This is a genomic window from Microbacterium sp. LMI1-1-1.1 (assembly GCF_040815675.1).
In the GTDB taxonomy this organism is placed as follows: Bacteria; Actinomycetota; Actinomycetes; order Actinomycetales; family Microbacteriaceae; genus Microbacterium.
The window spans coordinates 315,759-339,956 of sequence record NZ_JBFPNN010000007.1 but is presented as its reverse complement, the minus strand read 5'-3'; the positions used below and the strand labels follow the sequence as shown (position 1 = coordinate 339,956).

The window sequence follows — 24,198 nt, the reverse complement described above, 5'->3', positions numbered from 1 at the left end:
AGCGCGCAGGGAGCGTCACTCCCACTCGATGGTCCCCGGGGGCTTCGACGTCACGTCGAGCACCACGCGGTTCACGTCGCGCACCTCGTTGGTGATCCGGTTCGAGATCTTCGACAGCACGTCGTAGGGCAGGCGCGTCCAGTCGGCGGTCATCGCGTCCTCGGACGAGACGGGCCGCAGCACGATCGGGTGGCCGTAGGTGCGGCCGTCGCCCTGCACGCCGACCGAGCGCACATCGGCGAGGAGCACGACGGGGCACTGCCAGATCTCGGTGTCGAGTCCGGCCTTGGTCAGCTCGGCGCGGGCGATGGCGTCGGCCTCACGCAGGATCTCGAGACGGTCAGCGGTGACCTCGCCCACGATGCGGATGCCAAGACCGGGCCCCGGAAAGGGCTGGCGGCCGACGATCGCCTCGGGCAGACCCAGCTCGCGGCCGATGGCGCGGACCTCGTCCTTGAAGAGGGTACGCAGCGGCTCGACGAGCTCGAACTGCAGGTCCTCGGGGAGGCCGCCGACGTTGTGGTGCGACTTGATGTTCGCGGTGCCGGCGCCGCCGCCGGACTCGACGACGTCGGGGTACAGCGTGCCCTGCACGAGGAAGCGCACCTGCTCGCCCTCGGCCTTCGCCTCCGCGACCAGGTCGGCCTGCACCTGCTCGAACGCGCGGATGAACTCGCGGCCGATGATCTTGCGCTTCTGCTCCGGGTCGCTGACGCCGGCGAGGGCGTTGAGGAACGTCTCGCGGGCGTCCACCGTGATCAGGCGCACGCCCGTCGAGGCGACGTAGTCGTTCTCGACCTGCTCGCGCTCGCCCTTTCGGAGGAGGCCGTGGTCGACGAACACGGCGATCAGCTGGTCGCCGACGGCCTCGTGGACCAGAGCGGTGGAGACGGCGGAGTCCACGCCGCCCGACAGCGCCGAGATGACGCGGCCGGTGCCGACCTGCTGACGGATGCGCTCGACCTGCTCGGCGATGACGTTGCCGCTGTTCCAGTCGGCGGGGAGGCCGGCCGCCTTGTGGAGGAAGTTCTCGAGGACGTTCTGCCCGTGATCGGAGTGCTTGACCTCGGGATGCCACTGGACGCCGTACATGCGGCGCGCGTCGTTCGCGAACGCGGCGACGGGGGTGTGCGCGGTACGCGCGAGCACGTCGAAACCGTCGGGCGCCCGGGAGACCTGGTCGCCGTGGCTCATCCACACGTTCTGCTCGACCGGCTGCCCCTGCAGCAGCGTGCCCTCGGTGACGATCGTCGCGTCGGTGGCGCCGTACTCGCGGAGACCCGTGTTCGCGACCTCGCCGCCGAGCGCCTGCGCCATCACCTGGAAGCCGTAGCAGATGCCGAGGGTCGGGACCTCGAGGTCGAACACCTCGGTGTCCAGGCGGGGAGCGCCGTCCTCGTACACCGACGAGGGACCGCCGGAGAGGATGATGCCGACGGGGTTCTTCGCGGCGATCTCGGACGCGGTCGCGGTGTGCGGCACGATCTCGCTGTAGACGCCCGCTTCGCGGACGCGACGGGCGATCAGCTGCGCGTACTGCGCGCCGAAGTCGACGACCAGGACGGGGCGCTGGGACGTTTCGGTCTGTTCGGTCACCGGATGCCTTCGTTATCGGTGCGGGCAGGGGAAGCGGGAGGGGATGCCTCGGCGGCCTCGCGCTCGGCCAGGTAGGCGCGCACGCCGCGGGCGGTGCGGACCTCGAGGACGAACGACAGGAACGGCACGACGCCGCCCAGCGCGAGGAAGATGAAGCGGCGGAACGGCCACCGCATGAGGCTCCAGATGCGGAAGCACGAGAAGAGGTACACGACGTAGAACCAGCCGTGCGCGACGAGGATCGCGAGCGAGATGTTCAGCCCGTCGCCGGTGGAGACGATGTCGCAGCCGTTGCCGCCCGGGAGGAAGAGCGAGAACCACTGGCATCCGGGGCCGGGGATGGCGTCCGCGAACCACAGGAAGCCGCCCGATCCGCCCAGGAACAGCTCCCTGTGGATGGGCGTGTACTTCACGATCATCTCGGCGACCAGCAGCAGCAGGCCGACACCCGTGATCACGGAGCAGATCTGGTAGAACTTCAGGGCTCCGCGGATCGCCGGGAACGAGGCGAGCTTGGGGGCGCGGGGCATGGCTGCCAGTCTAGTCGCGGGATGCCGCGACCCCTGCCGCTCCGCTCGCCGCCTCCGCGGCCTCGGCCTGCGCGTCCTCGAGGTCCTCGACCTCCTTCTCCCAGGCGTCCCGCGCGAGGCGGTACCAGAGGTAGAGCGCGAAACCGGCGAAGACGGCCCACTCGGCCGCGTAGAAGATGTTGAGCCAGTTGACCCGCGACCGCTCCTCGGGCGCGGGAGAGGCGATGGCATCCAGGGGTCCGAAGGCCGTCTGCGACGCGATGTACGAGCGGTAGACCGCCACGCCCTCGGTGTCGTTCCAGCGACCGAGCAGCGCGGGCGGCGACATGCGGGTGAGCGTCTGCGGGTCGGCGCCGGCCGGAGGTGCCACCGGGCCCTCGTCGGAGATGAGACGACCGACGACGTCCACGACCGCGTCCGGGTCGGCGGCGGCGTCGGCCTGCAGCGCCGTGACGGCGGCGTCCGCGGCCTCGCGCGTGGGGGCCCAGCCCAGGGCGACGGCGATCGAGGTGGGGCGGTCGACATCGTCGAGGCGCAGCTGTCCGGCGACCCAGTAGCCCTCCGTGTCGTCGCCGTTGTAGCGCGATGACACGACGACGAAGTCGGAGGGCACCCAGCTGCCGCGGGCCTCGACCCGTTGGCCGACCTGCGGCTCGGGCAGGTACGCACCGGGCTCGCTGACGTCGGCGAGCGGTTGCACGACCTCCGTCAGTCCGGGCTCCGGCGGCGCCGTGTCCACGGCGCGGCTGAGCTGCCACTGCCCGAGCCACGCGAGCACGCCCGCGACGAGCAGCGAGAACGCCAGCAGGGCGATCCACCGCGGCCGCAGCATGACCTCGCGGAGGGTCGGCGGGAACAGGTCGGCGGGCGGGGCCGTCGACACCGCGTCGTCGCCGCGGAGGGTCATGTCAGTGACCGTAAGGCGCCACGACGACCTCGACGCGCTGGAACTCCTTGAGGTCGGAGTAGCCCGTGGTGGCCATGGACTTGCGCAGGGCGCCGATGAGGTTGGCGGTGCCGTCGGCGACGGGAGCCGGCCCGAAGAGCACCTGCTCGAGCGGACCGACGCGGTCGACCTCGACGCGGCGACCGCGGGGCAGCTTGGCGTGGTGGGCCTCCGGGCCCCAGTGGAAGCCGCGGCCGGGCGCGTCGGCCGCGCGGGCCAGGGCGACGCCGAGCATGACCGCGTCCGCGCCCATGGCGAGCGCCTTCACGATGTCGCCGGAGGTGCCGACGCCGCCGTCGGCGATGACGTGCACGTAGCGGCCGCCGGACTCGTCGAGGTAGTCGCGGCGGGCACCGGCGACGTCCGCGACGGCCGTCGCCATCGGCGCGTGCAGGCCCAGCGTCGCGCGCGTCGTGGACGCCGCGCCGCCGCCGAAGCCGACGAGCACGCCCGCGGCTCCGGTGCGCATGAGGTGCAGTGCGGCCGTGTAGGTGGCCGCGCCGCCGACGATGACGGGGACGTCGAGGTCGTAGATGAACTTCTTCAGGTTCAGCGGCTCGGCGACGCTCGAAACGTGCTCGGCCGAGACGGTGGTCCCGCGGATGACGAACAGGTCGACGCCGGCGGCCACGACCGTCTCGTACAGGTCCTGCGTGCGCTGCGGGGTCAGGGCGCCGGCGACGGTGACACCGGCCGCGCGCACCTCCGCGAGCCGGTCGCGCACGAGCTCCGGCTTGATGGGCTCCGCGTAGAGCTCCTGCATGCGGCGGGTGGCGTCGGCCTCCGGCAGGTGGGCGATCTCGGCCAGCAGCGGCTCGGGGTCGTCGTACCGCGTCCACAGACCTTCGAGGTCGAGGACGCCGAGACCGCCGAGACGGCCCAGCTCGATCGCGGTGCGGGGGCTGACGACCGAGTCCATCGGGGCGCCGAGCACGGGGATGCCGAACTGGAACGCGTCGATGGTCCACGCCGTCGAGACGTCCTCGGGGTTGCGCGTGCGCCGCGACGGCACGACGGCGATGTCGTCGAAGGTGTAGGCGCGGCGGGCGCGCTTGGCGCGGCCGAGGTCGATCTCCATGGTCACCGTCCCAGCCTACCCGCGACCCTCCCCCTCGCCGTCGGCCGGGCGCGAACGTCCCCCGTCGGCCGGGCGCGAACGGTCCGCGTCGGCCGGGCGCGAACGTCCCCCGTCGGCCGGGCGCGAACGGTCGCCGTGCAGCAGGCGCGTCAGCGGCCCGTCCAGGACGAACAGGAGGAACGCCGCCGATCCGATCCACGGCGACGCGAGCACGACGACGGCGCTGAGCAGCACCGCGCTGAGCGCGGCCCGCGACGCGCGGCGGGCGTCGTCGTCCGACAGCCCGGCGACCGCCCCGGAGCGGCGGGCCCACAGCCACTGCACCCACCCGAGCAGGATCGCGACGAAGAAGTTGACCGGCAGCAGCACCCGTCCGAGCACCTCGTCGGCGTAGGCGGTGTTCAGCGACGACGTGAACGGCACGAGCACGATGAACAGCAGCCGGACGGTGTTGATCCACATCCCGACCGCGTCGATGCGGACCAGGTGCTCGAACTGCTGCACGTGGGTCATCCACATGAGACAGAGGATGAGGAACCCGACGGCGAAGGTGAAGAGTGGATGCCACAGGCCGATCAGGGCGTCGGCGAGGGCGGCATCCGAGTCGATGTCCCCCAGCGAACGGTCCGTCAGCCCCAGGACGAGCAGAGTCGCGGCGATCGCGAAGACGCCGTCGGTGAACGCCTCGGTCCGACGGGTCGAGACCGACGCGTCGGGATGGCTGCGACGCCGGATCATGCGCACAGCGTAGCGGCGGCGAGGAGACGACGAGGGGCCGGGCAGTCGCCTGCCCGGCCCCTCGGAACCATTTACTTCTTGTAGTTCGGCGCCTCGACGACGATCTGCACGTCGTGCGGGTGCGACTCCTTGAGCCCCGCGGAGGTGATGCGGACGAAGCGGCCCTTGGCCTTGAGCTCCTCGACGGTGCGCGCGCCGACGTAGAACATCGACTGCCGCAGGCCGCCGATCAGCTGGTACGCCACGGCGGCGACGGGGCCGCGGTAGGGCACCTGGCCTTCGATGCCCTCGGGGATGAGCTTGTCGTCGCTGGGGACGTCGGCCTGGAAGTAGCGGTCCTTCGAGTAGGACGTCTTCTTGCCGCGCGTCTGCAGGGCGCCGAGCGAGCCCATGCCGCGATACTGCTTGAACTGCTTGCCGCCCTGGAAGACGATCTCGCCCGGCGACTCGTCGGTTCCCGCGAGCAGCGAGCCGAGCATGACGGTGTCGGCCCCGGCGACGAGCGCCTTGGCGATGTCTCCCGAGTACTGCAGACCGCCGTCCGCGATGACCGGGACGCCGGCGGGGATCGCCGCCTGCGCGGCCTCGTAGATCGCGGTGACCTGCGGGACGCCGACGCCGGCGACGACGCGGGTGGTGCAGATGGAGCCCGGGCCGACGCCCACCTTGACGGCATCCACCCCCGCGTCGATGAGCGCCTGGGCGCCCTCGCGGGTCGCGACGTTGCCGCCGATGACGTCGATGTGGGCGAAGGACTCGTCGGCCTTGAGGCGACGGACGATGTCGATGACGCCGGCGGACTGGCCGTTGGCGGTGTCGACGACGAGGACGTCCACTCCGGCGTCGCGCAGGGCCTCCGCGCGCTGCCAGGCGTCGCCGAAGAAGCCGATCGCCGCGCCGACGCGCAGACGACCCGAGTCGTCCTTGGTCGCGAGGGGGTACTTCTCGCTCTTGTCGAAGTCCTTGATGGTGATGAGGCCGGCGAGCTTGCCGTCCTCGTCCACGAGCGGCAGCTTCTCGACGCGGTGCTTCGCGAAGGTCGCGATCACGTCGTTGGCGTGGATGCCGACGGGCCCGGTGATGAGACCGTCCTTCGTCATGACGTCCTTGACCAGGGTGGTCTGACGCTCGAAACCGGAGACGAAGCGCATGTCGCGGTTCGTGATGATGCCGACGAGCACGCCGTCGGGGTCGACGACGGGGAGACCGGAGATCCGGTACTGCGCGCACATGGCGTCGACCTCGGCCACCGTGGCGTCCGGGTTCGTCGTGATCGGGTCGGAGACCATGCCCGACTCGCTGCGCTTGACCTGGTCGACGATGCCCGCCTGATCCTCGATCGAGAGGTTGCGGTGCACGATGCCGATCCCGCCCTGGCGCGCGATGGCGATCGCCATGCGGGCCTCGGTGACGGTGTCCATCGCGCTGGAGAGGAGCGGCGTGGCCACCGTGATGCGGCGCGTCAGACGCGAGGACGTGTCGGCCTCGGACGGGATGACGTCCGTGTGCCCCGGCAGGAGCAGGACGTCGTCGTAGGTGAGTCCGACGAAACCGAAGGGGTCGTGCTGCTCCATTAATCCTCCTGCGCGCGCGGCGCCTGCTCGAAAGGGACGACGACGGCCGGAGCGGATGAGCGCTCCAGCTGCGATTCTAAGCGTCCGCGAGGCGGGAAACATTCCCGTCCGCCGCCGACCGAGTACAAGAACGCAACGACACGGTTCGCTAACGAGGTGGTCGGCGAAACATGGGCGACACATTACGCTCGTACGGTCGAACGTCGAAGCTGACGGGCGACATCGTCAGCGCTGCCGAACTGGAGACTCCGTGGGTCATTCCTCCCCCACCGCGATACGATCGCGCACCCTTCCCCGCATGGCCCTCGTCGTCTCGCTCCTCGCGAGCGCGATCGCGGTCCTGAGCCTGCTCTTCGCGACACCCGCGAGCGCGCAGACGACGCCCGCTCCCACGCCATCCGCGGGAACCGGCGACGTCTCGAGCACCTACTCCGTCGGCGGCATCATCCGCGCCGAGGACGAGCCCCTCGAAGGCGTCGAGGTGAGCGTCGAGGGCTCCGGGTTCTCCGAGATCGGCACCACGGGCGCCGACGGGCGCTGGTCGGTGGCCGTGCCCGGACCGGGCGCCTACACGGCGACGCTGCAGGTCGACACCCTGCCCGAGGGCGTGGCCCCCCGCGACCCCGACAACGTGACGCGCGACGTCACCATCGGCACCACCAACACGGTGAACGTGCTGTTCCCGACGGGTGAGGGCACGGCGGCATCCGGGTCCATCTGGGACACCATCTTCACGCGCTTCTTCTACGGCCTGAACTTCGGCCTGCTGCTCGCGCTGGCCGCCATCGGCATCTCGCTGATCTTCGGCACCACCGGCGTGAACAACTTCGCGCACGGCGAGATGCTGACCTTCGGCGCCATCATCTTCTACATCTTCACCGCGATGGGGTGGAACCTCATCCTGGCGCTGCTGATCACCGTCGCGCTCTCCGTCGCGCTCGGATACACGCAGGATGCCGTCCTGTTCAAACCACTCCGCAGACGCGGGGTCGGGTTGGTGCAGGTGCTGATCGTGACCATCGGTCTGTCGATCGTCCTGCGCTACGGCTACCTGTTCTTCTTCGGCGGCGGCACGCAGAACATCGCCACCGGCATCGCGGACACCGTCACGATCGGCCCGGTCACCGTCACGCTGACCTCGATCATCAGCATGGGCGTCAGCGTCGTGATGCTCGCCGCGGTGGCCTACTTCCTGACCCGCACCCGCATCGGCAAGGCCACCCGCGCCGTCAGCGACAACGCGTCGCTCGCCTCCGCCTCGGGCATCAACGTCGACCGCGTCATCCGGATCGTCTGGATGATGGCCGGCGGTCTCACGGGCCTCTCGGGCGTGCTCTACGGCCTGTACCGCGGCGTCACCTGGGACATGGGCTTCGCGATCCTGCTGCTGCTGTTCGCCGCGGTCACCCTCGGCGGCCTGGGCAGTGCGTTCGGCGCCCTCGTCGGCTCGCTCATCATCGGCATCATCACGGAACTGTCCACCATCGTCATCCCGCCGGACCTCCGCTACGCGGTGGCCCTCATCGTGCTCATCGGCGTGCTGCTCTTCCGGCCGCAGGGTGTACTGGGACGTAAAGAGCGGATCGGCTGAGGAAAAGACTCATGGACTGGCTTTCGATCTTCAACAACGCCGCGGGCGAGCTCATCAGCCCGACCACCGCGGCCTACGCCCTCGCGGCGATCGGCCTCAGCGTGCACTTCGGGTACGCGGGTCTGCTCAACTTCGGTCAGGCGGGCTTCATGGCCGTCGGCGCCTACGCGTTCGCCATCTCGACGCTGTCGCTCTCGGCCCCGGTGTGGCTGGCGATCCTCATCGCCATCGTCGCCTCGGTGGTGTTCGCCTTCATCCTCGGCATCCCGACCCTTCGTCTGCGTGCCGACTACCTCGCCATCGTCACCATCGCGGCGGCCGAGATCATCCGCTACGTGGTGTCGACCGTCGGGCTCACCGACGTCACCGGCGGCTCGCAGGGCCTGAACGGCTACAACCGCGAGTTCCAGGCGCTCAACCCGCTCCCCGAGGGCACCTACGGCATCGGCCCGTGGACCTACTCGGCGAACGACTGGTGGGTCCGTCTCTTCGGCTGGCTCCTCGTGATCGTCGCGACGATCCTCGTGTACGTGCTGATGCGCAGCCCCTGGGGCCGCGTCGTCAAGGGCATCCGCGAGGATGAGGACGCCGTGCGCAGCCTCGGCAAGAACGTCTACTCCTACAAGATGCAGGCGCTCGTGCTCGGTGGCGTCATGGGCGGTCTGGCGGGCGTGGTGTTCATCCTCCCCCGCGCGGTCCAGCCGGGTAACTACGGCACCGCACTGACCTTCTTCGTGTGGACGGCGCTGCTGCTCGGCGGTGCGGCCACCCTGCTCGGCCCGATCGTGGGCGCCATGCTCTTCTGGGTCCTGCTCTCGCTGTCGAACGGCATCATCGTCGGACTGCGCGATGTCGGCATCCTGGGCTTCATGAGCAGCACGCAGGCCGGCCAGGTGCGCTTCATCCTCGTCGGAATCGGTCTGATGCTCCTGGTCATCTTCCGGCCACAGGGGATCTTCGGAAACAAGAAGGAGCTGTCGTTCAATGTCTGACACGACCGTCACCCACCCGCTGGTGAAGGGCGCGGTCGGCCCCGGCTGCGAGAAGGTCGACCCGATCGTCGTCGCCGACGGCGTCACGCGGCAGTTCGGCGGCCTCAAGGCCGTGGACGTCGACCACCTCGAGATCCCCCGTGGGCACATCACCGCGCTGATCGGCCCCAACGGCGCCGGCAAGACCACGCTGTTCAACCTGCTCACCGGCTTCGACAAGCCGAACACCGGGCGCTGGAGCTTCGAGGGCTCGAACCTCGCGAGCGTCCCCGCGTTCAAGGTGTCCCGCAAGGGCATGGTCCGCACGTTCCAGCTGACGAAGTCGCTCGGTCGCCTCTCGGTGCTGCAGAACATGCTCCTCGGCGCCCGCGGGCAGAAGGGCGAGAACATCTTCCGCGCCCTCATCCCGGCGTTCTGGCGCGCGCAGGAGAAGGCGAACACGGAGCGCGCGGACGACCTGCTGCGCCGCTTCAAGCTCGACGCCAAGCGCGAGGACTTCGCCGCATCGCTCTCGGGCGGACAGCGCAAGCTCCTCGAGATGGCCCGCGCACTCATGAGCGACCCGAAGCTCGTCATGCTCGACGAGCCGATGGCCGGGGTGAACCCGGCGCTCACGCAGAGCCTGCTCGGCCACATCCTCGACCTCAAGCGCGAGGGCATGACGGTACTGTTCGTCGAGCACGACATGCACATGGTCCGCCACATCTCCGACTGGGTCGTCGTGATGGCGGAGGGTCGCGTGGTCGCCGAGGGTCCGCCCGAGACGGTCATGAACGACCAGGCCGTGATCGACGCCTACCTCGGTGCGCACCACGACACCGACCTGGGTGACATGACGACGTCGCAGCTGGAGGTCATCGAGGCCGAGGCTGCGGCCGAGGCGGAGGCCGAGCTGGCCGCCGACGAGAAGGACGGGAAGCTCCGATGACCGACACCGCCACCCGCACCGCGGTGCTGCGTACCGACGACCTCGTCGCCGGGTACCTGCCGGGCGTGAACATCCTCAACGGCTGCACCGTGGACGCCTACCAGGGCGACCTCATCGGCATCATCGGCCCGAACGGCGCCGGCAAGTCGACGCTGCTCAAGGCCATCTTCGGACAGGTCAAGATCCGCGGCGGCGCCGTGCTCCTGCACGGCGAGGACATCACCGCGCTCAAGGCCGACAAGCTCGTCGGCAAGGGCGTCGGCATGGTGCCGCAGAACAACAACGTGTTCCCGAGCCTGTCCATCGAGGAGAACCTGCAGATGGGGCTCTTCCAGCGCCCCAAGGTCTTCTCGGAGCGGTTCGAGTTCGTGACCGGCCTCTTCCCGGAGCTCGGGAAGCGGCGTCGTCAGCGTGCCGGCTCGCTGTCCGGCGGTGAGCGTCAGATGGTCGCCATGGGCCGCGCGCTCATGATGGACCCGTCGGTGCTCCTGCTCGACGAGCCGTCGGCCGGCCTGTCGCCGGTCCGTCAGGACGAGACGTTCCTGCGCGTCGCCGAGATCAACCGCGCCGGCGTAACGATCATCATGGTCGAGCAGAACGCCCGCCGCTGCCTGCAGATCTGCCACCGGGCCTACGTGCTCGACCAGGGCAAGGACGCGTACACCGGCACCGGCCGCGAGCTGCTCACCGACCCCCGCGTCATCGAGCTGTACCTCGGAACCCTGGCGGCCGACGAGGACGCCAAGCGCGACAGCGCGAAGAAGCCCCTCGAGGACTGACCCCCTCTCCCAGCGCCCCGCGGCCTCGGCCGCGGGGCGCTGTCGTTCGGGGGGTGCCGTGGTTCTTCCGGTGGGCGCCGCGTTGGCGAAGGGAGGGGATGCGGCGGAGGGAGGTGGCATCCACCCCTCCACGTCATCCCCTCGTCACAACCCCTCCCCCCGAGCGACCCCGTCGGCGAAAGGAGGGAATGCGGCCGAGGGAGGTGGCATCCACCCCTCCACCTCCTCCCCTCGCCACAACCCCTCCCCCCGGCCACGAGCGACCCCGCAGGGGTGGGAAGGAGTCGCGGCCGCGCGGACGGCTGTTAGCCGTCCTGCGGGGCCCAGGCGCCTCTGAAACCGTCCTGCGGAGACCGGGAACGACACGCCGCCCCACAGCCCGCCGCACCGGCGTGTCGCCCCACCACTCCGCACGACGGCAGCCACCGACAAGCCCTCCCCGCATGCCGGGGACGGAATATGGATGCCACGGGCACGACGAAGGGGCCCGGATCCTGGCGGATCCGGGCCCCTCGATGCGGGTCAGGTCACTCGTTGAGCGAACCGAACTCCGTGTTCAGCAGCGTGTACTTGTTGTCCGCGCCGTACTGGTAGATGCCGACGTACGCCTCGGTCGGGTCGCCGTTCTCGTCGAACGTGATCGGACCGGAGACACCGTCGTAGTCGATGTCGGTGCCCTCGTTGATGAGCGCGAGGCAGTCCGCGAACGTCGTGCACTTCTCGCCGCCCTCGGAGACCGACTGCATGTTGTCGCGGATCGCCGTGCCCGAGTCCTCGCCCGCCTGAGCGGCGGCCAGGGCGGCCACGATGACGGCGTCGTACGACTCCGGCGCGTAGCTGAAGTCGGTCAGCGCGGGGTCGACCCCGAGCAGACGGGACTGGAAGTCGCTGTCGGCCGGGTTGCCGGGCAGGGTGCCCTTGCCGCCCTCGAGCGTGCCCTCGGGGAACTCGTACGAGTTCGACAGGTTGCCGTCGACGAAGTAGACCTGCGATCCCGGGTAGCCCTGCGTGTTGACGAGCTCGGGGATGATCGAGGAGGTCTCCTCGAACGCGATCACCGCGATGGCGTCGGGCTGAGCCGCGAGCAGCTCGTCGACCTGCGACGTGAAGACGGTGTCACCCGGGTTGTAGGGGACCGCGACCGAGACCTCGCCACCGGCGGCCTCGATGGCCGTCGTCGCGTTGTCCTTGAGGCCGATGCCGTAGGGGTCGTTGATGTAGATGATGCCGACGTTCGCCGCACCGTCACCGGTCATGAGGTTACCGAGCACGCGACCCTGGAGGACGTCCGAGGGGGCGGTGCGCCAGTAGTAGCCGTCGTCGGCGTAGTCGGTGAAGTCGGGCGAGGTGTTCGCCGGCGAGATCTGGACCACGCCCGCGTCGACCAGCTGGTCGACGAACGTGAACGAGACGCCCGAGGACGCCGCACCGATGACGACGTCCGCGCCGGCGTCGACGAGCTCGCTCGCCGACTGGGTCGCGATGTCGGTGGTGGTGTCACCGGAGTCGCGCTCGGTGAGCTCGACGGTGAAGGGGAACGCGTCGCCAGCGGCCTCGATGTCCTGCACCGCGAGCTTGACACCTGCGACCTCGGGCGGGCCGAGGAAGGCGAGGTTACCCGTGGCGGGCAGGATCGTGCCGACGTGGAAGGTCCCGTCGGACTCGGACACGGCTCCCCCGCCGGTCGAGGCGGAGGGGGCTGCGTCGCTGCCGCCGCCACCGCTGCACGCGGCGAGGAAGAGCGCGCTGGCACCGATCACGGCGATACCGCCGTAGACCTTGCTCGCGCGCGTGCGCGTGAAGACGCTCATAGTGCTCCTTGCTGTGGATGAACGTTCGGCAGCGTCGGGACGCCGCCTGGTGACCTAAACCTAACGGCCCCCAGGTTTTCGCCGTGTTGCCGTTCGTTAACGATGTGAGTCACCCCGGTCACGGCCGCATAACGACCGCCGCTTCACCCCACGGATCGCCCGGTGAGACCGGATGCCTCCCCCTCAGACGGGCTCGGACACCTCGGTCGGAACCCGCCGGTTCCTGCGTGCTGCGGCCACCGAGTCCGCACTGAGGAGCACCAGCGCGACCCAGACCAGACCGAACCCGATCCAGCGCTCGGCGGTCATCGGCTCGTGCAGCACCCACACGCCGATGATGAACTGCAGGATCGGTGCGACGAACTGCAGCAGGCCGATCACCGTCAGAGGGGCGCGGCGCGCACCCGAGGCGAAGAGCAGCAGGGGGACGGCGGTGACCGCTCCGGCCGCGAGCAGCAGGAGGGTGTGGACGGGACCCGCGGTGCCGAGCGTGAGGCCGGTCGTCGCGCTGACGGCGATGAGCTGCACCACCGCGACGGGGAGGAGCCAGAACGACTCGAGGGTGAGTCCGCTGACGGCATCCACCGCCGGTCCGATCTGCTTCTTGACCAGCCCGTAGACCCCGAACGACAGCGCCAGGGTCACGGCGATCCACGGGAAGGCGCCGTAGCCGACCACGATGACGACGACGGCGAGCACGGCGATGCCGATCGCGATCCAGGGCAGCAGCCGCAGCCGTTCACGCAGGACCAGGACGCCCAGCAGGACCGTCACGATCGGGTTGATGAAGTACCCGAGGCTCGTCTCGATCACGTGCCCGGTCAGCGTGCCGATGAGATACGTCTGCCAGTTGACGTAGATGAGGACCCCGGCGAGGGCGGTCAGCGCCATGAGGCGCGGCTGCCGCACGATCGCCAGGAACGGTCGCCAGCTGCGCAGGACCGTGAGCAGCAGGAGGCAGAAGGCGAACGCCAGCACGATCCGCCACGCCACGACCTCCCACGGGCCCGTCGGCCGCAGCTGCAGGAAGTAGAGCGGGAGGACGCCCCAGAGGAGGTAGGCGCCGAGGGCGTACAGTCCCCCGCGGAACGCCCCGCCGGCAGGAGCGGGAGCAGGGGAGGTCATTCGACCAGCCTAGGACCCGCCCCTGTCGGCGCGGGCGCCGTCGGACGGCCAGGGGACGTCGCATTCCGGCCGAAACGAAGAGGACCCCGGATGCCATGGCATCCAGGGTCCTCTCGAGAACGCGAAGGTCAGCGCACGACCACCGCGAGGACGTCGCGGGCCGAGAGCACCAGGTACTCGTCGGCGCCGAACTTGACCTCGGTGCCGCCGTACTTGCTGTAGAGCACGCGGTCGCCGACGGCGACGTCGAGGGGGACGCGGTTGCCGTTGTCGTCGATGCGGCCGGGGCCGACGGCGACGACCTCGCCCTCCTGCGGCTTCTCCTTGGCGGTGTCGGGGATGACGAGACCACTCGCGGTGGTCTGCTCAGCCTCGACCTGCTTGATGACGATGCGGTCCTCGAGCGGCTTGATGGAAACCGACACGGTCTACCTCTTCTTTCTCGTTACAGAAGACTTGTCAGCACTCACGCGGGGAGAGTGCTAATCCGAGTGTAGAGAAGCGCTGGCACTCATGCAACGCGAGTGCCAGTCCGGGGTCGCCGGGGCCGGGGTGCAGGGCTTATACCCCATCCGAGGGCCGTTCGGATCCCCGGTTTGCGGAAAACCGCACGATCCCGCGTAGTTCCGCAACCCGCGGTCATCGTCTTTCACCTGCCCTTTCATCCCCGGCCCCCCTGTGACACACTGCTCGCAAGGGCGTCGCTGCGTAAGGGGCATGAAGCGACGAAAGCAAACCGCGTTCGGTGACGAGGGCGGAAACTTGGGGATGAGCAGGGTCGCTTCGGCGTTCCTGCGCACCCTGCTGGGGGTCATATCAATGGGAACGCCGTACTACTTGGCGATCGATGTGGGGACGAGCAGGACGGCCGCGGCGACCGCGCGCTCTGCGCCGGACGGAACGCTGGTGGCGACACCGCTTCCGCTGGGGCGGAACGCCGACAGCACACCGACGACCGTCTTCGTCTCGGACAGCGGGCTGCTCTTCGGAGACGCCGCGGAACGCCGGGGAACGGCCCAGCCCGAGCGGCTGGTGCGCGAGTTCAAACGCCGCATCGGTGACGACGTCCCGATCGTCGCCGCCGACCGCCGCTTCTCGCCGCAGGACCTCTACGCCCTCGTCGTGGGCTGGGTCATCGGCACCGCGGTCGAGCGCGAGGGACAGCACCCCGCCGGGATCGCCGTCTCCGTCCCCGTGACGTGGGGCGAGTACCGCACGCGCCTCGTGCAGGACTCGATCGGCCGCCTCGGCTGGAACGACGTGCACGTCATCACCGAGCCCGAGGCCGCCGCACGGCACTACGAGTCCACCCACCCGCTCGAGAGCGGCCGCGCTCTCGCCGTCTACGACTTCGGCGGCGGCACCTTCGACACCGTCATCCTCCAGAAATCGCGCGACGGTCACGTGGACTTCGTCGGCGCGCCCGTCGGCATCTCCGACCTCGGCGGAGCGGACTTCGACGACATCGTGCTGCGGCACACCGTCCGCACGGCCGGACTCCCCGCGGCGACGATGGCCGCCGCCGCCACCGACCCCGGGCTGCGGATGGCGCTGGCCTCCCTGCGCCGCGAGTGCGTCGAGGCCAAGGAGTCGCTGTCGTTCGACGGCGAGGCCGTCGTCCCCGTGCTCGTCGGTGACGGTCACGGCGCGGTGCGGCTCACGCGCGCCGAGTTCGAGGACATGATCGAGCCCGAGATCGAGCGCACGATCGAGGTCCTGGAGACGGCGCTCGAGCAGTCCGGGCTGACCGCCGAGGACCTGGATGCCATCCTCCTCACCGGCGGCACGTCGCGGATCCCGCGCGTGGCCCAGCTGCTGTCGGAGCGGTTCGACCGCCCGATCGCGGTGGACGCCGACCCCAAGGCGATCATCGCCCTCGGCGCGGCCCGGGTGGCCGCCGACGACGCCCGCGGTCCCCTTGCCGCGGTGACGGACGACGAGGTCGACGAGGACGCGGAGGACGACGACGACCCGATCGCCGCGGCCGGCTTCCGCCCGACGCGGGCGGAGAAGCGCGCTCCCTGGTTCCGTCGCGTCCCGGCGACGGCCTACGTCGCGGCCGGGGTCACTGCCCTGGCCGTCGGGGTCGGGTTCGTGAGCGTCCCCGCACTCGGCGCCGGCATCCTGGCCCGCTCCGACGCGGAGATGACGTCGCAGCCCCTGGCCGAGGACCGCGAGGACAGCAAGTTCCTGCCCTTCGGCGAGCCCTCCGAGACGCCCGAGAACATCGCCGCCCCCGAGACCCAGCCCGTCGCGGCGCAGGAGCCGGCCGCCCCGCAGCAGGAGGCCGCCCCCGAGCGGTCTTCCGGCGCCAGCAACCCGCGCGCCCGCGCGCAGCAGCGTCAGGCCCCCAAGACGAACGAGAAGCGCAGCAGCGCCTCGCCGGTCGCACCGGTCAACCAGGCGGCGCCGGCCCCCGCGTCCGGCGGCGGCAACGGCGGCGGCGGCGGTGGCGGCGGCCAGCAGGGCGGCGGCAGCACGGGTGGTCAGGGCGGCAGCTCCACGGCGCCGACCACCGGCAACAGCTCCTCGCCGACGACGCCGACGGACACCGAGACGGGCCCCACCGCCCCCGGGACGACCTCCCCCTCCCCCAGCGACCCCGGCACCACGTCGCCGTCGCCGTCGGATCCCGGGACCACGTCGCCCTCGCCGTCGGACCCGGGCACGACGTCCCCCTCGCCGTCGGACCCGCCCCCGACGACCCCGGCCGAGACGCAGCCGCCGGTCACCGAGGAGCCGCAGCCGGAGCCCCCGGCCGAGACGACGCAGCCGCCGGCCGAGACCTCGACGCCGGACCCGGGCTCCACCGAGCCCGTCGGCTGAGTCGCGCCGCCCGTAACGAGGAAGCACCTCGATGTCGATCTCGACCACGTCGTCCGACCCTGCCATTCCGGACCTCGGCGGCGTCCTGCTGCCGCGCGTCGCCCGCACTCTGATCACCGCCTACGTCGACGCCGCCGACCCCGCGCCCCTCGCGGTGGTCGGGACGGCCGGCGCGGGCAAGTCCCGGGTTCTCCGTCACCTGTTCGCCGCGCTCCGCGCGTCCGGCGCCGCTCCGACCGCGCTCGTCGCCGGGGCGGAGATGGATGCCGCCCCCGGCGGCGTGATCGTCGTGGACGACGCCCATCTCCTCGACGACGCGCTGCTCACCGCTCTCTCCGCGCGTCTGCGCGAGGGGACGGCCACCGTCCTCCTCAGCACCCGCCCCGACCCGGAGTCCCCGGTGCTGCGAGCCCTCCTCGAGGACGTCGAACGTCACCAGCCGCCGGTGCTGCTGGGTCACGTGTCCGCGTCCGACGTGGCGACGTTCGTCGGCGGCACGCCGACGCCCGCCTCCCGCGCGTGCATCGACGCGATGCTCGAAATGACGGGCGGCCTGGCCTGGCTGACCGCCGAGGCGCTGGTGCTGCACGGCGACGTCGCGTGCGACGGGCGCTGCGACCACGAGGAGATCTCGCGCTCGCTCTTCGACCTCGTCTCGCACCGCATCGACTCCCTCGACGCGTCCGTGCGCCGACAGGTCGAGGCCCTCTGCCTGGACGAGCGCGGGGCCCTCGAGAACGCCTCCGGCCCCGCCTGCGCGGCCGGATACGACGCCGGTCTGCTGCAGCGCGGCGGCCGCACGGTCCCCGTCGTGCGCGACGCCGTGCGCGCCCACCTCACGGCCGAGCGCCTGCTCGAGCTCTATTCCGCACGACTCGTCCAGGATGCCGCCTCCGTGCAGGCGCTTCTCGGCGGCGCGACGGATGCCCGGGTGGCATCCGCCCTGCTCGTCGACGGCGACCGCGAGCTGTCGCGGGACCCCGCCAAGGCGGCGGAGCTGTACCGCGCCGCGGAGACCGCGGGTGCGGACGCCGACGTGCTGGCGCTGCGACGCGCCCGCGCCGCCTGGGCGCTCGGCGACATCGACGCGGCCGGCGCCTTCGTCGACGTGCTGCTCCGGGGCGCCGACGAGGCCCCCGACGAGGAGGCGCTCGACATGGCGGCCGCCGTCTGGGCTATGCGCGGCGATCTCGACCTCGGCTCACAGGTCTATCGCGGCGGTCAGCCGCGTACGCCCGAGAGCCGCGCGAAGTGGCTCGTCGCGGCCACGGCCGCCGGCCACCCCGACCCCGCCGCGGAGCCGACCTCGGCCCCGGCCCGCTCCATCCCGACCGCCCACGGCGTCTCGCTCGAGCTGCTGTCCCGCGGCCTGCGGGCCTCTCTCGGGGCCGACGCCCACGCGGGCGTCTCGGACCTGGTGCGCGCGAGCGAGATGTACACCGCGTCCGGCAGCGACGCCCCGCTGCCGGAGCTGCCCGCCGTCCTGGCGGCGCTGGTGGCCCTGCACCGGGGAGAGCCGGTCGTCGCGCAGACGGCGCTCGACGCCGCGATCGCCGGCGAGCAGGGCGGCGCGTGGGCACGACCCCGGCTTCTGCTGTGGCGCGCCTGGGTCGCCGTGCAGCTGGAGCACCCGGCGGAGGCGGAGGCGGCGCTGCACACCGTCGCGACGAGCGGACGGCCGCTGTCCCCCCGCGATCGCTTCCTCGCCGACGCGGTCGAGCTCGGCTTCACCCGCCGGCACGGACAGCCGTCCGAGCTGGCCCCGGTCTGGCAGCGGGCCCAGGGCTCGCTCCTGCGGGCGCAGATCGACCTGTTCACCCTCATCCCGCTCGGCGAGTTCGCCGTCTCGGCCGCCCGCCTCGGCGAGTTCGCGTCGGTGCGCCCGCAGGTCGCGCAGGCCGAACGCCTGCTGGAGGGTCTCGGTCAGCCGGCGCTGTGGGCGGCTCCGCTGCAGTGGTCCCTGCTGCAGGCGAGCATCCTGCTGGGCAGCCCGGAGGAGCTGACCGTGCACGCCCGCGCGCTGCGCGCCGCCGCCGAGCACTCCGCGCTGGCCGCCCGGCTCGCGCACGCCGGCCGGGTCTGGACGGAGGTCCTGACGGGAGAGGTCGACGTCGACGCGATCGAGGATGCGGCCGCGGGTCTCGCCGCGGCGGGCTTCGCCTGGGACGGCGCGCGTCTGGCCAGCCACGGGGCGAGCAAGTCCTCCGACCGTCGCGTCATCGCGCGTCTCCTCGCGTGCGCCCGTCAGCTCCACCCGCGCGAGCGGGCGGAGACGACCGCGCCGGCCGAGGCGCCGGAGGCCGGGCCCGTGATGCTGACGCCCCGCACGACGGAGTACAAGAGCGTCCTCAGCGAGCGCGAGCGCGAGGTGGCCGCCCTCGTGCTGCAGGGCAAGACGTACGCCGAGATCGGGATGACGATCTTCATCTCCCCGCGCACCGCGGAGCACCACATCGCGCGCATCCGCCGTCGCCTGGGCGCCACCTCGCGCTCGGACCTCATGGCGCGGCTGCGCCGCGAGCTGGACGGCGACCCCCGCGGCGGCGCTGCCGACCCCGACCGCCCCCGGAAGCTCGGATGAACGCCACCGCCGGCGGCATCCCGGCAACCCCCTATGACCCGTCGCGCGCTATGGGGGTTCCCCCCGACGCGGACGCCCACCCCCTCGACCTACGGTCGAACAAGAGAACAACCGTGAGGAGACACCAATGAGCGTCACGCTGGCGACCATGGCAGATGCGTTGATCGAGTTCATTCTGAGCCTGCTGCGCGACCCCGATGCGGCCGCGGAGTTCGATGAGGACCCCGAAGGCACGCTCGCCGCCCGAGGCCTGGACAACGTCTCCTACGCCGACGTGTGCTCGGTGGCCCCGGTCATCGCCGAGAAGCCCTCGGTCATGCCGAACCCGCAGCCCGCGGCCCCCGTCCACGTCTCGCCGAAGCCGTCGGACAACCCGGTGATCCGCGAGATCAAGACGATCACCAACCAGCTCTCGTACACCCACATCGACGACCGCGACACGATCGTCGACCAGTCGGTGAACCAGAACATCTGGGCAGACGGCGACGTCACCCAGAACTTCGACAACGACGCGGTCGTGGCCTCGGGCGACGACGCCATCGCCGCCGGCAACGACGTCACCCAGGAGACCACCCTGGACCAGTCGACCGACGTCACCGCGGGCGAGGACGTCAACATCGGCAACGACACGGACAACACCGCGATCGACGGCTCGTACAACGAGGACACCGACACCACCGAGAACACCGACAACTCGACGGACGTCGACATCGTCGACTCGGGCAACGACTCCTCCACGGACGTCGCGGTCGACGACTCGTTCAACGACACGACGGAGACCACCGTCGACACCGACACCTCGGTCGCGTTCGAGTCGACGGACGTGTACATCGAAGACAACACGTCGGATGACACCCTCTGACACGCCTTCGGAACGGCGGGCGGGCTCGGACGAGCTCGCCCGCCGTTCCGGCGCTCCCGCCGCACGTTCCGAAGCCGCCCGCCGTCCCGGCGCGGCGGTTCCGTCGTCTCGGGATGCCGTGAAGAAGCCGGTTCCGCGCGACCGTCCGGCCCCGCCGGCCCGGCCCGCGCTGCACGACAAGGCCGCGGCGCCGGTGATGGTGAAGCTGCCGCCGCCCGCCTCGGTGCGGCTCGCGCAGATCAGCTGGATCCTGAGCCTCGTCGTCGGCGGCATCGCCATCGGCTACATGTTCGTCATCCGCGAGCCGATCCTCCCCGAGATCGAGAACCTCGTGCGCGGCGTGGACGCCGAGCGCCTCGACGAGACCATCCAGACCGCTGCGGACATCGTGTTCTGGACGGTGTTCGGGTCGCTCGTCGCCGTGATGCTCGTGCAGATCACCTCGCTGGTGTCCTTCAGCAACCGCCGGGAGCGCGCGCGCTGGTGGATGCTCGGCATCCTCCTGTTCCAGGGCGCGGCGTTCCTCGCCGCCCGTCAGCTGGTGGCCCTCGGCGACCGCGGCATCCCCCTGGAGCGCCTGCTGCTCATCCAGCTGGGGCTCTCGCTCCTGGGGCTGCTCTTCTCGCTCCTGCCGGGCGCCCTACGCTGGACCGCGCGTAAGCACGACATCCGTCGGGGCGACCCCGACGCCGTCGCTCCCGAGCTCTGAGGAGGCGGCATCCGGGCCGACCAGCTCGGATGCCGCACCCTCGACGCTGCGGATGACGCCACGGCACAGGTCGGCCGTGTGACGGTCCGTCAGCGGGGACTCCGCGATCGAGCGCCAGTGCGTCAGCAGGTCGCCGACGCGGCCGCGCTGCTCCTCCGCCGAGGAGTCGTCCCGCAGCCCGAGCCGAGTGGTCGCGCTGAGGCCGGAGCTGCCGACGATGCGCTCCGCTTCGGCCAGCGCCGACGCGTCCAGGGACGGCGGCGCGGTGCGCAGCTCGGCGAGCAGCGACAGCTCGCGCAGGTCGTGGCTCTGAGCTGTGAGGCGCTCGATCGAGCCGAGCAGCGCCGCGGTGTTCGTGCGCGGCCGCTCCCGGACCAGGCGCTCGACGCTGTGCAGGATGCCGCGGGCCTTGAGCGCGAAGGCGCGCCCGCGGAACTGGTCCTCGACGAAGCGCTGCACCTCGAGGAGCCCGCTCTGCTGGACGAGGCGGTCCGACAGCTCGGACGAGCTGGAGACGCCGCCGCGGATGAGGGCCGCGGCCAGGCGCACGCCGAACAGACCGAAGCGGTGCAGGAGCCCGCGGCGCACGTCGACCGACAGGGCCGTGTCGTCGTTGGCGCGGATGAAGCGGTCCACCGACAGCAGGAGCTTGTCGCGCGCGGCGCGCTCCATCCCGGCGATGTGGCGGAGGGCGATGAACTCGCTCTCGCGGAGCGTCCGGCCGCCCTCGGCCAGGAGGCCGGCGACGGGAACGACGTCCAGAGCCAGGGCGCGCAGCTCGCCGTCCCGGCGGTAGCGGTCCGCGATCTTCGCGGCGGACAGGAGCGAGTCGATCCGGCCCGAGCCGATCTCGTCGGCGCGGGACAGCGCGGCGACGGCGTTCACCGTCTGCGAGGCGCCCGCGGCCGTGTCGCGGAAGGCCTCCAGGAACTTGAGGTCCTCGGCATGCACGTGACGGAGGAGGTAGATGATGGCATCCGCCGCCGTCGGGGTGTCCTTCGGGATGAAGAAGTCGGTCGACCGCGCCGAGTTCTCCACCGTCAGGGAGGCGATGCCGGGGGTGTCGATGAGGACGGTCGAGCGGAGGCTCTCCGACGGCCACGCGACGTCGATCCAGGCGACGTCCTCGGCCGCGTAGCCGCCCATGTCGAGCACGAGACGGCCATCCGCGCGGCGGACCGGACGGGAGATCTTGCGGCCGTCGTGCAGCCGCAGGTCGACGCGCGCGGTCGAGCCGTAGCGGTACCAGGTGATGGTCTTGGTGCACTCCCCTGCGTCGGTGGGGGCGATGCGCTCCCCGATGAGGGCGTTCAGCAGCGTCGACTTGCCCGCCTTGACGATGCCGGCCACCGCGAGCCGCAGCGGCTCGCGCAGCCGCCCGCGGAACGACTCCAGCACCTCGACGGCGGCGAGATCGTCGGCGTACGCATCGAGCGCGTCGTCGACGATCCGGGCGACCTCGGGCAGTCCCGTCGCACCGCTCACCGCGCGACCGCCTTGGCCGGCGCGGCGCCGCCCTGGGAGCGCGCACCGCTCTCGACGGCGAGCACGGGGATGCGCCCGCGCAGAGCCTCGATGTCGCGCAGCTGCGCCTGCAGCCGCGTGATCCGCTGGTCGCGGTCGGCGGTGTAGTTGGCCGCGGCCTGCTTGGCCACCAGGACCGAGTCGGCGAGGGAGCGGTGCAGCTCGTCGGCGATCGAGCCGAAGTGGTCGCGCGCGGTCCGCTGGACCAGGCGCAGACGGTCCTTGAGCTGCTTGCCGACCTGGAACACCGTGTCCTCGATGTGGCGGCGGAGCAGGTTCTTCGCCTCGTTCTGTCGACGGGTCAGGCGCGACGACATGTCCTCGCGGTAGGCACGGCGTCCCACCAGCACACCGGCCAGCAGCGACAGCGGGTTGATGAGGGACAGGCCCACGATGCTCGTGGCCAGACCGACCATCAGCACACCGCCGTAGGAGCCGCGGACGCCGATGTAGATCTTCTCGGCCGCGCCGAGACGCCCCTCCTCGAGGTGCTGCAGCTCCTCGACCGGATCGAGCAGGCCGTCCGTTCCGGCCACGTCGATGAGCGGAATCATCTCCTCGCCCATGCGGAACTCGTCGGCCACCTGCTCGGCGAGCCACTGCGAGCGCTCGTTCGTCCACACGAACGTCTCCGACACGGCCGCGTTGACGCGCTGGTCGACCCACTCGGCGATCTGCTCCCAGATCGGACCGGGGTCGCCTTCGTCGATCGCCGCCTCGCCCTCGCGCTGCACCTTGCGCAGGCGGTCGCGGAGGTCGTGCTCGGTGTCGCTGATGAGGTCGGCGATGCCGTCGCTCAGCGTGACCTGCCACCGTGAGGTGCGGCTGCGGAAGTCGTCGGCCTTGGCCTTGGCGTCCTCGAGGCGGGCGATCATGCCCGGAGTGTCCTCGGGATGCTGCAGGGCGTTCAGCTCCGTCCGCACCGACAGCGACAGCTGGTCGGCGACGGTCTGCAGGTCGTGCACGGCGGCCTTGCGGTTGAGGTCCTCGGCCTTGCCGAGCACGTCACGGCGCAGGTGGGCCACGAGCTGAGGGAAGCCGGACTCGTCGTTGAGCTCGCGGTCCTGGTGCTCGGCGGCGAGCATGCGCAGATCGCTGGAGACCGCGAAGACGGGCACGTCGGCGACGTCCACGCCGAGCTCGGTGAGGTGGTCCTGGTCGACGGCGCGGATGTCGCGCCACTGCGGGTAGAGATCGGTCTTCGACAGGACCGCGGCGACGTTCGGCGAGATGCGCATGGCGTGACGCAGGAACTGGATCTCCGGCTCGGTGTACTCCTGCGAGGCGTCCGACACCAGCAGCACCGCGTGCGCCGTGGTCAGGGCGGCGAGAGTGGCCAGCGAGCGCGTGGACTCGAGCCCGCCGACGCCCGGGGAGTCGACGATGCGCAGGCCCCCCTTGAGGATCTCGCGCGGCAGCAGCACCTCGGCGCCCACGACGTCGCCGTTGTGGTCCTCCTCGGCACGGGCCGTGACGTAGTCGTTGAGACGCTCGAACGGGATCTCGACGCGCTGGATCTCGAAGTCGTCGCCGCTCTCGCGCTTGACCAGCACCGTGGCGGAGGGGTCCTCCGCATAGCCGACGGACGTGGGGACGCTCGTGGCGATGTCGTCGTCGACCGCGCACGCGGGGGCGTTGATGAGCGCGTTGACCAGCTTGCTCTTGCCCTGTTTGAACTGCCCGACGATGACGACGCGCACGTGCGGGTCCTGCAGACGGGTGCGGGTGTTCGCGAGCTTCTCGGCGAGGTCCTCGCGTCCGAGCGACCCGGAGAACTGCCGGGCGCGATCGACCAGCTGGGTCAGCTCCGCGGCGGCGGGCGGCCGGGGCGCGTCCGTCTCGGCGGGCCGGCCGCCCTGCGGCGCACCCCCGTCGGATGCCGTGGAACGGGCGCCGGCGCGGGTGCTGGCGGGGGTCGGGGTCTGGGCCGGTGCGGACACGCAGGCACCTCTCGATCAAAAGGTGGTGGCGCCGCTTCGGCGCCGAAGTCTCTGTGGGGACGACGATA

Annotated in this window: 19 protein-coding genes; 8 read left to right on the top strand and 11 right to left on the bottom strand. The window is 71.1% G+C overall.

Features of this window, described 5'->3' with window-relative positions; genetic code table 11:
* Positions 1-15 precede the first annotated feature (15 nt).
* From guaA to guaB, 6 genes are all read right to left on the bottom strand, one after another.
* Entirely contained in the window at positions 16-1,596 is a 1,581-nt protein-coding gene (gene guaA, locus MRBLMI1_RS07555; RefSeq protein WP_367729101.1) for a glutamine-hydrolyzing GMP synthase, read from the bottom strand.
* Positions 1,593-2,126, bottom strand: coding sequence for a DUF3817 domain-containing protein (locus tag MRBLMI1_RS07550; protein WP_367729096.1), 534 nt, complete (start codon positions 2,124-2,126; stop codon positions 1,593-1,595). The genes guaA and MRBLMI1_RS07550 overlap by 4 nt, the downstream gene beginning before the upstream one ends.
* 10 nt (positions 2,127-2,136) lie before the next feature.
* On the bottom strand, positions 2,137-2,958 hold the full coding sequence (locus tag MRBLMI1_RS07545) for an SURF1 family cytochrome oxidase biogenesis protein (RefSeq protein WP_367730824.1): 822 nt from the start codon (positions 2,956-2,958) through the stop codon (positions 2,137-2,139).
* Between the two features lie 76 nt (positions 2,959-3,034).
* The gene (locus MRBLMI1_RS07540) at positions 3,035-4,150 is read right to left on the bottom strand and encodes a GuaB3 family IMP dehydrogenase-related protein (protein ID WP_367730822.1); all 1,116 of its coding nucleotides are present in this window, start codon (positions 4,148-4,150) and stop codon (positions 3,035-3,037) included.
* Between the two features lie 15 nt (positions 4,151-4,165).
* Positions 4,166-4,888, bottom strand: a complete 723-nt coding sequence (locus MRBLMI1_RS07535) for a TMEM175 family protein (protein ID WP_367729092.1) — start codon at positions 4,886-4,888, stop codon at positions 4,166-4,168.
* Between the two features lie 71 nt (positions 4,889-4,959).
* Positions 4,960-6,462 (bottom strand): IMP dehydrogenase, encoded by a 1,503-nt coding sequence (gene guaB / locus MRBLMI1_RS07530; RefSeq protein ID WP_367729088.1) that lies wholly within the window; start codon positions 6,460-6,462, stop codon positions 4,960-4,962.
* Positions 6,463-6,760: 298 nt separating this feature from the next.
* Between guaB and MRBLMI1_RS07525 the strand changes: the two genes are divergently transcribed.
* The 4 genes from MRBLMI1_RS07525 to MRBLMI1_RS07510 are packed head-to-tail and all read left to right on the top strand — an operon-like array spanning position 6,761 to position 10,752.
* Positions 6,761-8,053, top strand: a complete 1,293-nt coding sequence (locus MRBLMI1_RS07525) for a branched-chain amino acid ABC transporter permease (RefSeq protein WP_367729087.1) — start codon at positions 6,761-6,763, stop codon at positions 8,051-8,053.
* 11 nt (positions 8,054-8,064) lie between these two features.
* Positions 8,065-9,045, top strand: a complete 981-nt coding sequence (locus MRBLMI1_RS07520) for a branched-chain amino acid ABC transporter permease (RefSeq protein ID WP_367729084.1) — start codon at positions 8,065-8,067, stop codon at positions 9,043-9,045.
* Positions 9,038-9,973, top strand: a complete 936-nt coding sequence (locus tag MRBLMI1_RS07515; RefSeq protein WP_367729083.1) for an ABC transporter ATP-binding protein — start codon at positions 9,038-9,040, stop codon at positions 9,971-9,973. The genes MRBLMI1_RS07520 and MRBLMI1_RS07515 overlap by 8 nt, the downstream gene beginning before the upstream one ends.
* A complete protein-coding gene (locus tag MRBLMI1_RS07510) occupies positions 9,970-10,752 on the top strand; it encodes an ABC transporter ATP-binding protein (protein WP_367729081.1) in 783 nt (260 codons plus the stop codon). Before MRBLMI1_RS07515 ends, MRBLMI1_RS07510 begins: the two co-directional genes overlap by 4 nt.
* A 527-nt stretch (positions 10,753-11,279) precedes the next feature.
* Here MRBLMI1_RS07510 and MRBLMI1_RS07505 read toward each other — a convergent pair.
* The 3 genes from MRBLMI1_RS07505 to groES form a co-directional block, all read right to left on the bottom strand.
* The gene (locus MRBLMI1_RS07505; protein WP_367729068.1) at positions 11,280-12,563 is read right to left on the bottom strand and encodes an ABC transporter substrate-binding protein; all 1,284 of its coding nucleotides are present in this window, start codon (positions 12,561-12,563) and stop codon (positions 11,280-11,282) included.
* A 183-nt stretch (positions 12,564-12,746) separates the two neighbouring features.
* The gene (gene rarD, locus MRBLMI1_RS07500; RefSeq protein ID WP_367729066.1) at positions 12,747-13,688 is read right to left on the bottom strand and encodes an EamA family transporter RarD; all 942 of its coding nucleotides are present in this window, start codon (positions 13,686-13,688) and stop codon (positions 12,747-12,749) included.
* 128 nt (positions 13,689-13,816) lie between these two features.
* On the bottom strand, positions 13,817-14,113 hold the full coding sequence (groES, locus tag MRBLMI1_RS07495; protein ID WP_039394204.1) for a co-chaperone GroES: 297 nt from the start codon (positions 14,111-14,113) through the stop codon (positions 13,817-13,819).
* Positions 14,114-14,456: 343 nt separating this feature from the next.
* On the opposite strand from groES, the gene MRBLMI1_RS07490 reads away from it, so the two are divergent.
* The 4 genes from MRBLMI1_RS07490 (at position 14,457) to MRBLMI1_RS07475 (ending at position 20,666) form a co-directional block, all read left to right on the top strand.
* Entirely contained in the window at positions 14,457-16,514 is a 2,058-nt protein-coding gene (locus MRBLMI1_RS07490; RefSeq protein ID WP_367729058.1) for an Hsp70 family protein, read from the top strand.
* A gap of 31 nt (positions 16,515-16,545) precedes the next feature.
* Positions 16,546-19,095, top strand: a complete 2,550-nt coding sequence (locus MRBLMI1_RS07485; RefSeq protein ID WP_367729056.1) for a LuxR C-terminal-related transcriptional regulator — start codon at positions 16,546-16,548, stop codon at positions 19,093-19,095.
* Positions 19,096-19,243: 148 nt separating this feature from the next.
* A complete protein-coding gene (locus tag MRBLMI1_RS07480; protein ID WP_367729054.1) occupies positions 19,244-19,957 on the top strand; it encodes an IniB N-terminal domain-containing protein in 714 nt (237 codons plus the stop codon).
* 118 nt (positions 19,958-20,075) lie between these two features.
* Positions 20,076-20,666 carry a hypothetical protein gene (locus MRBLMI1_RS07475; RefSeq protein WP_367729052.1) on the top strand — a complete coding sequence of 197 codons (591 nt, stop codon included), beginning with the start codon at positions 20,076-20,078 and terminating at the stop codon, positions 20,664-20,666.
* Here MRBLMI1_RS07475 and MRBLMI1_RS07470 read toward each other — a convergent pair.
* Complete coding sequence (locus tag MRBLMI1_RS07470; RefSeq protein WP_367729050.1) at positions 20,598-22,151, bottom strand: dynamin family protein; 1,554 nt, start codon at positions 22,149-22,151, stop codon at positions 20,598-20,600. The two genes, MRBLMI1_RS07475 and MRBLMI1_RS07470, sit on opposite strands and share 69 nt — an antisense overlap.
* The gene (locus tag MRBLMI1_RS07465; RefSeq protein WP_367729048.1) at positions 22,148-24,130 is read right to left on the bottom strand and encodes a dynamin family protein; all 1,983 of its coding nucleotides are present in this window, start codon (positions 24,128-24,130) and stop codon (positions 22,148-22,150) included. The genes MRBLMI1_RS07470 and MRBLMI1_RS07465 overlap by 4 nt, the downstream gene beginning before the upstream one ends.
* Positions 24,131-24,198 lie beyond the last annotated feature (68 nt).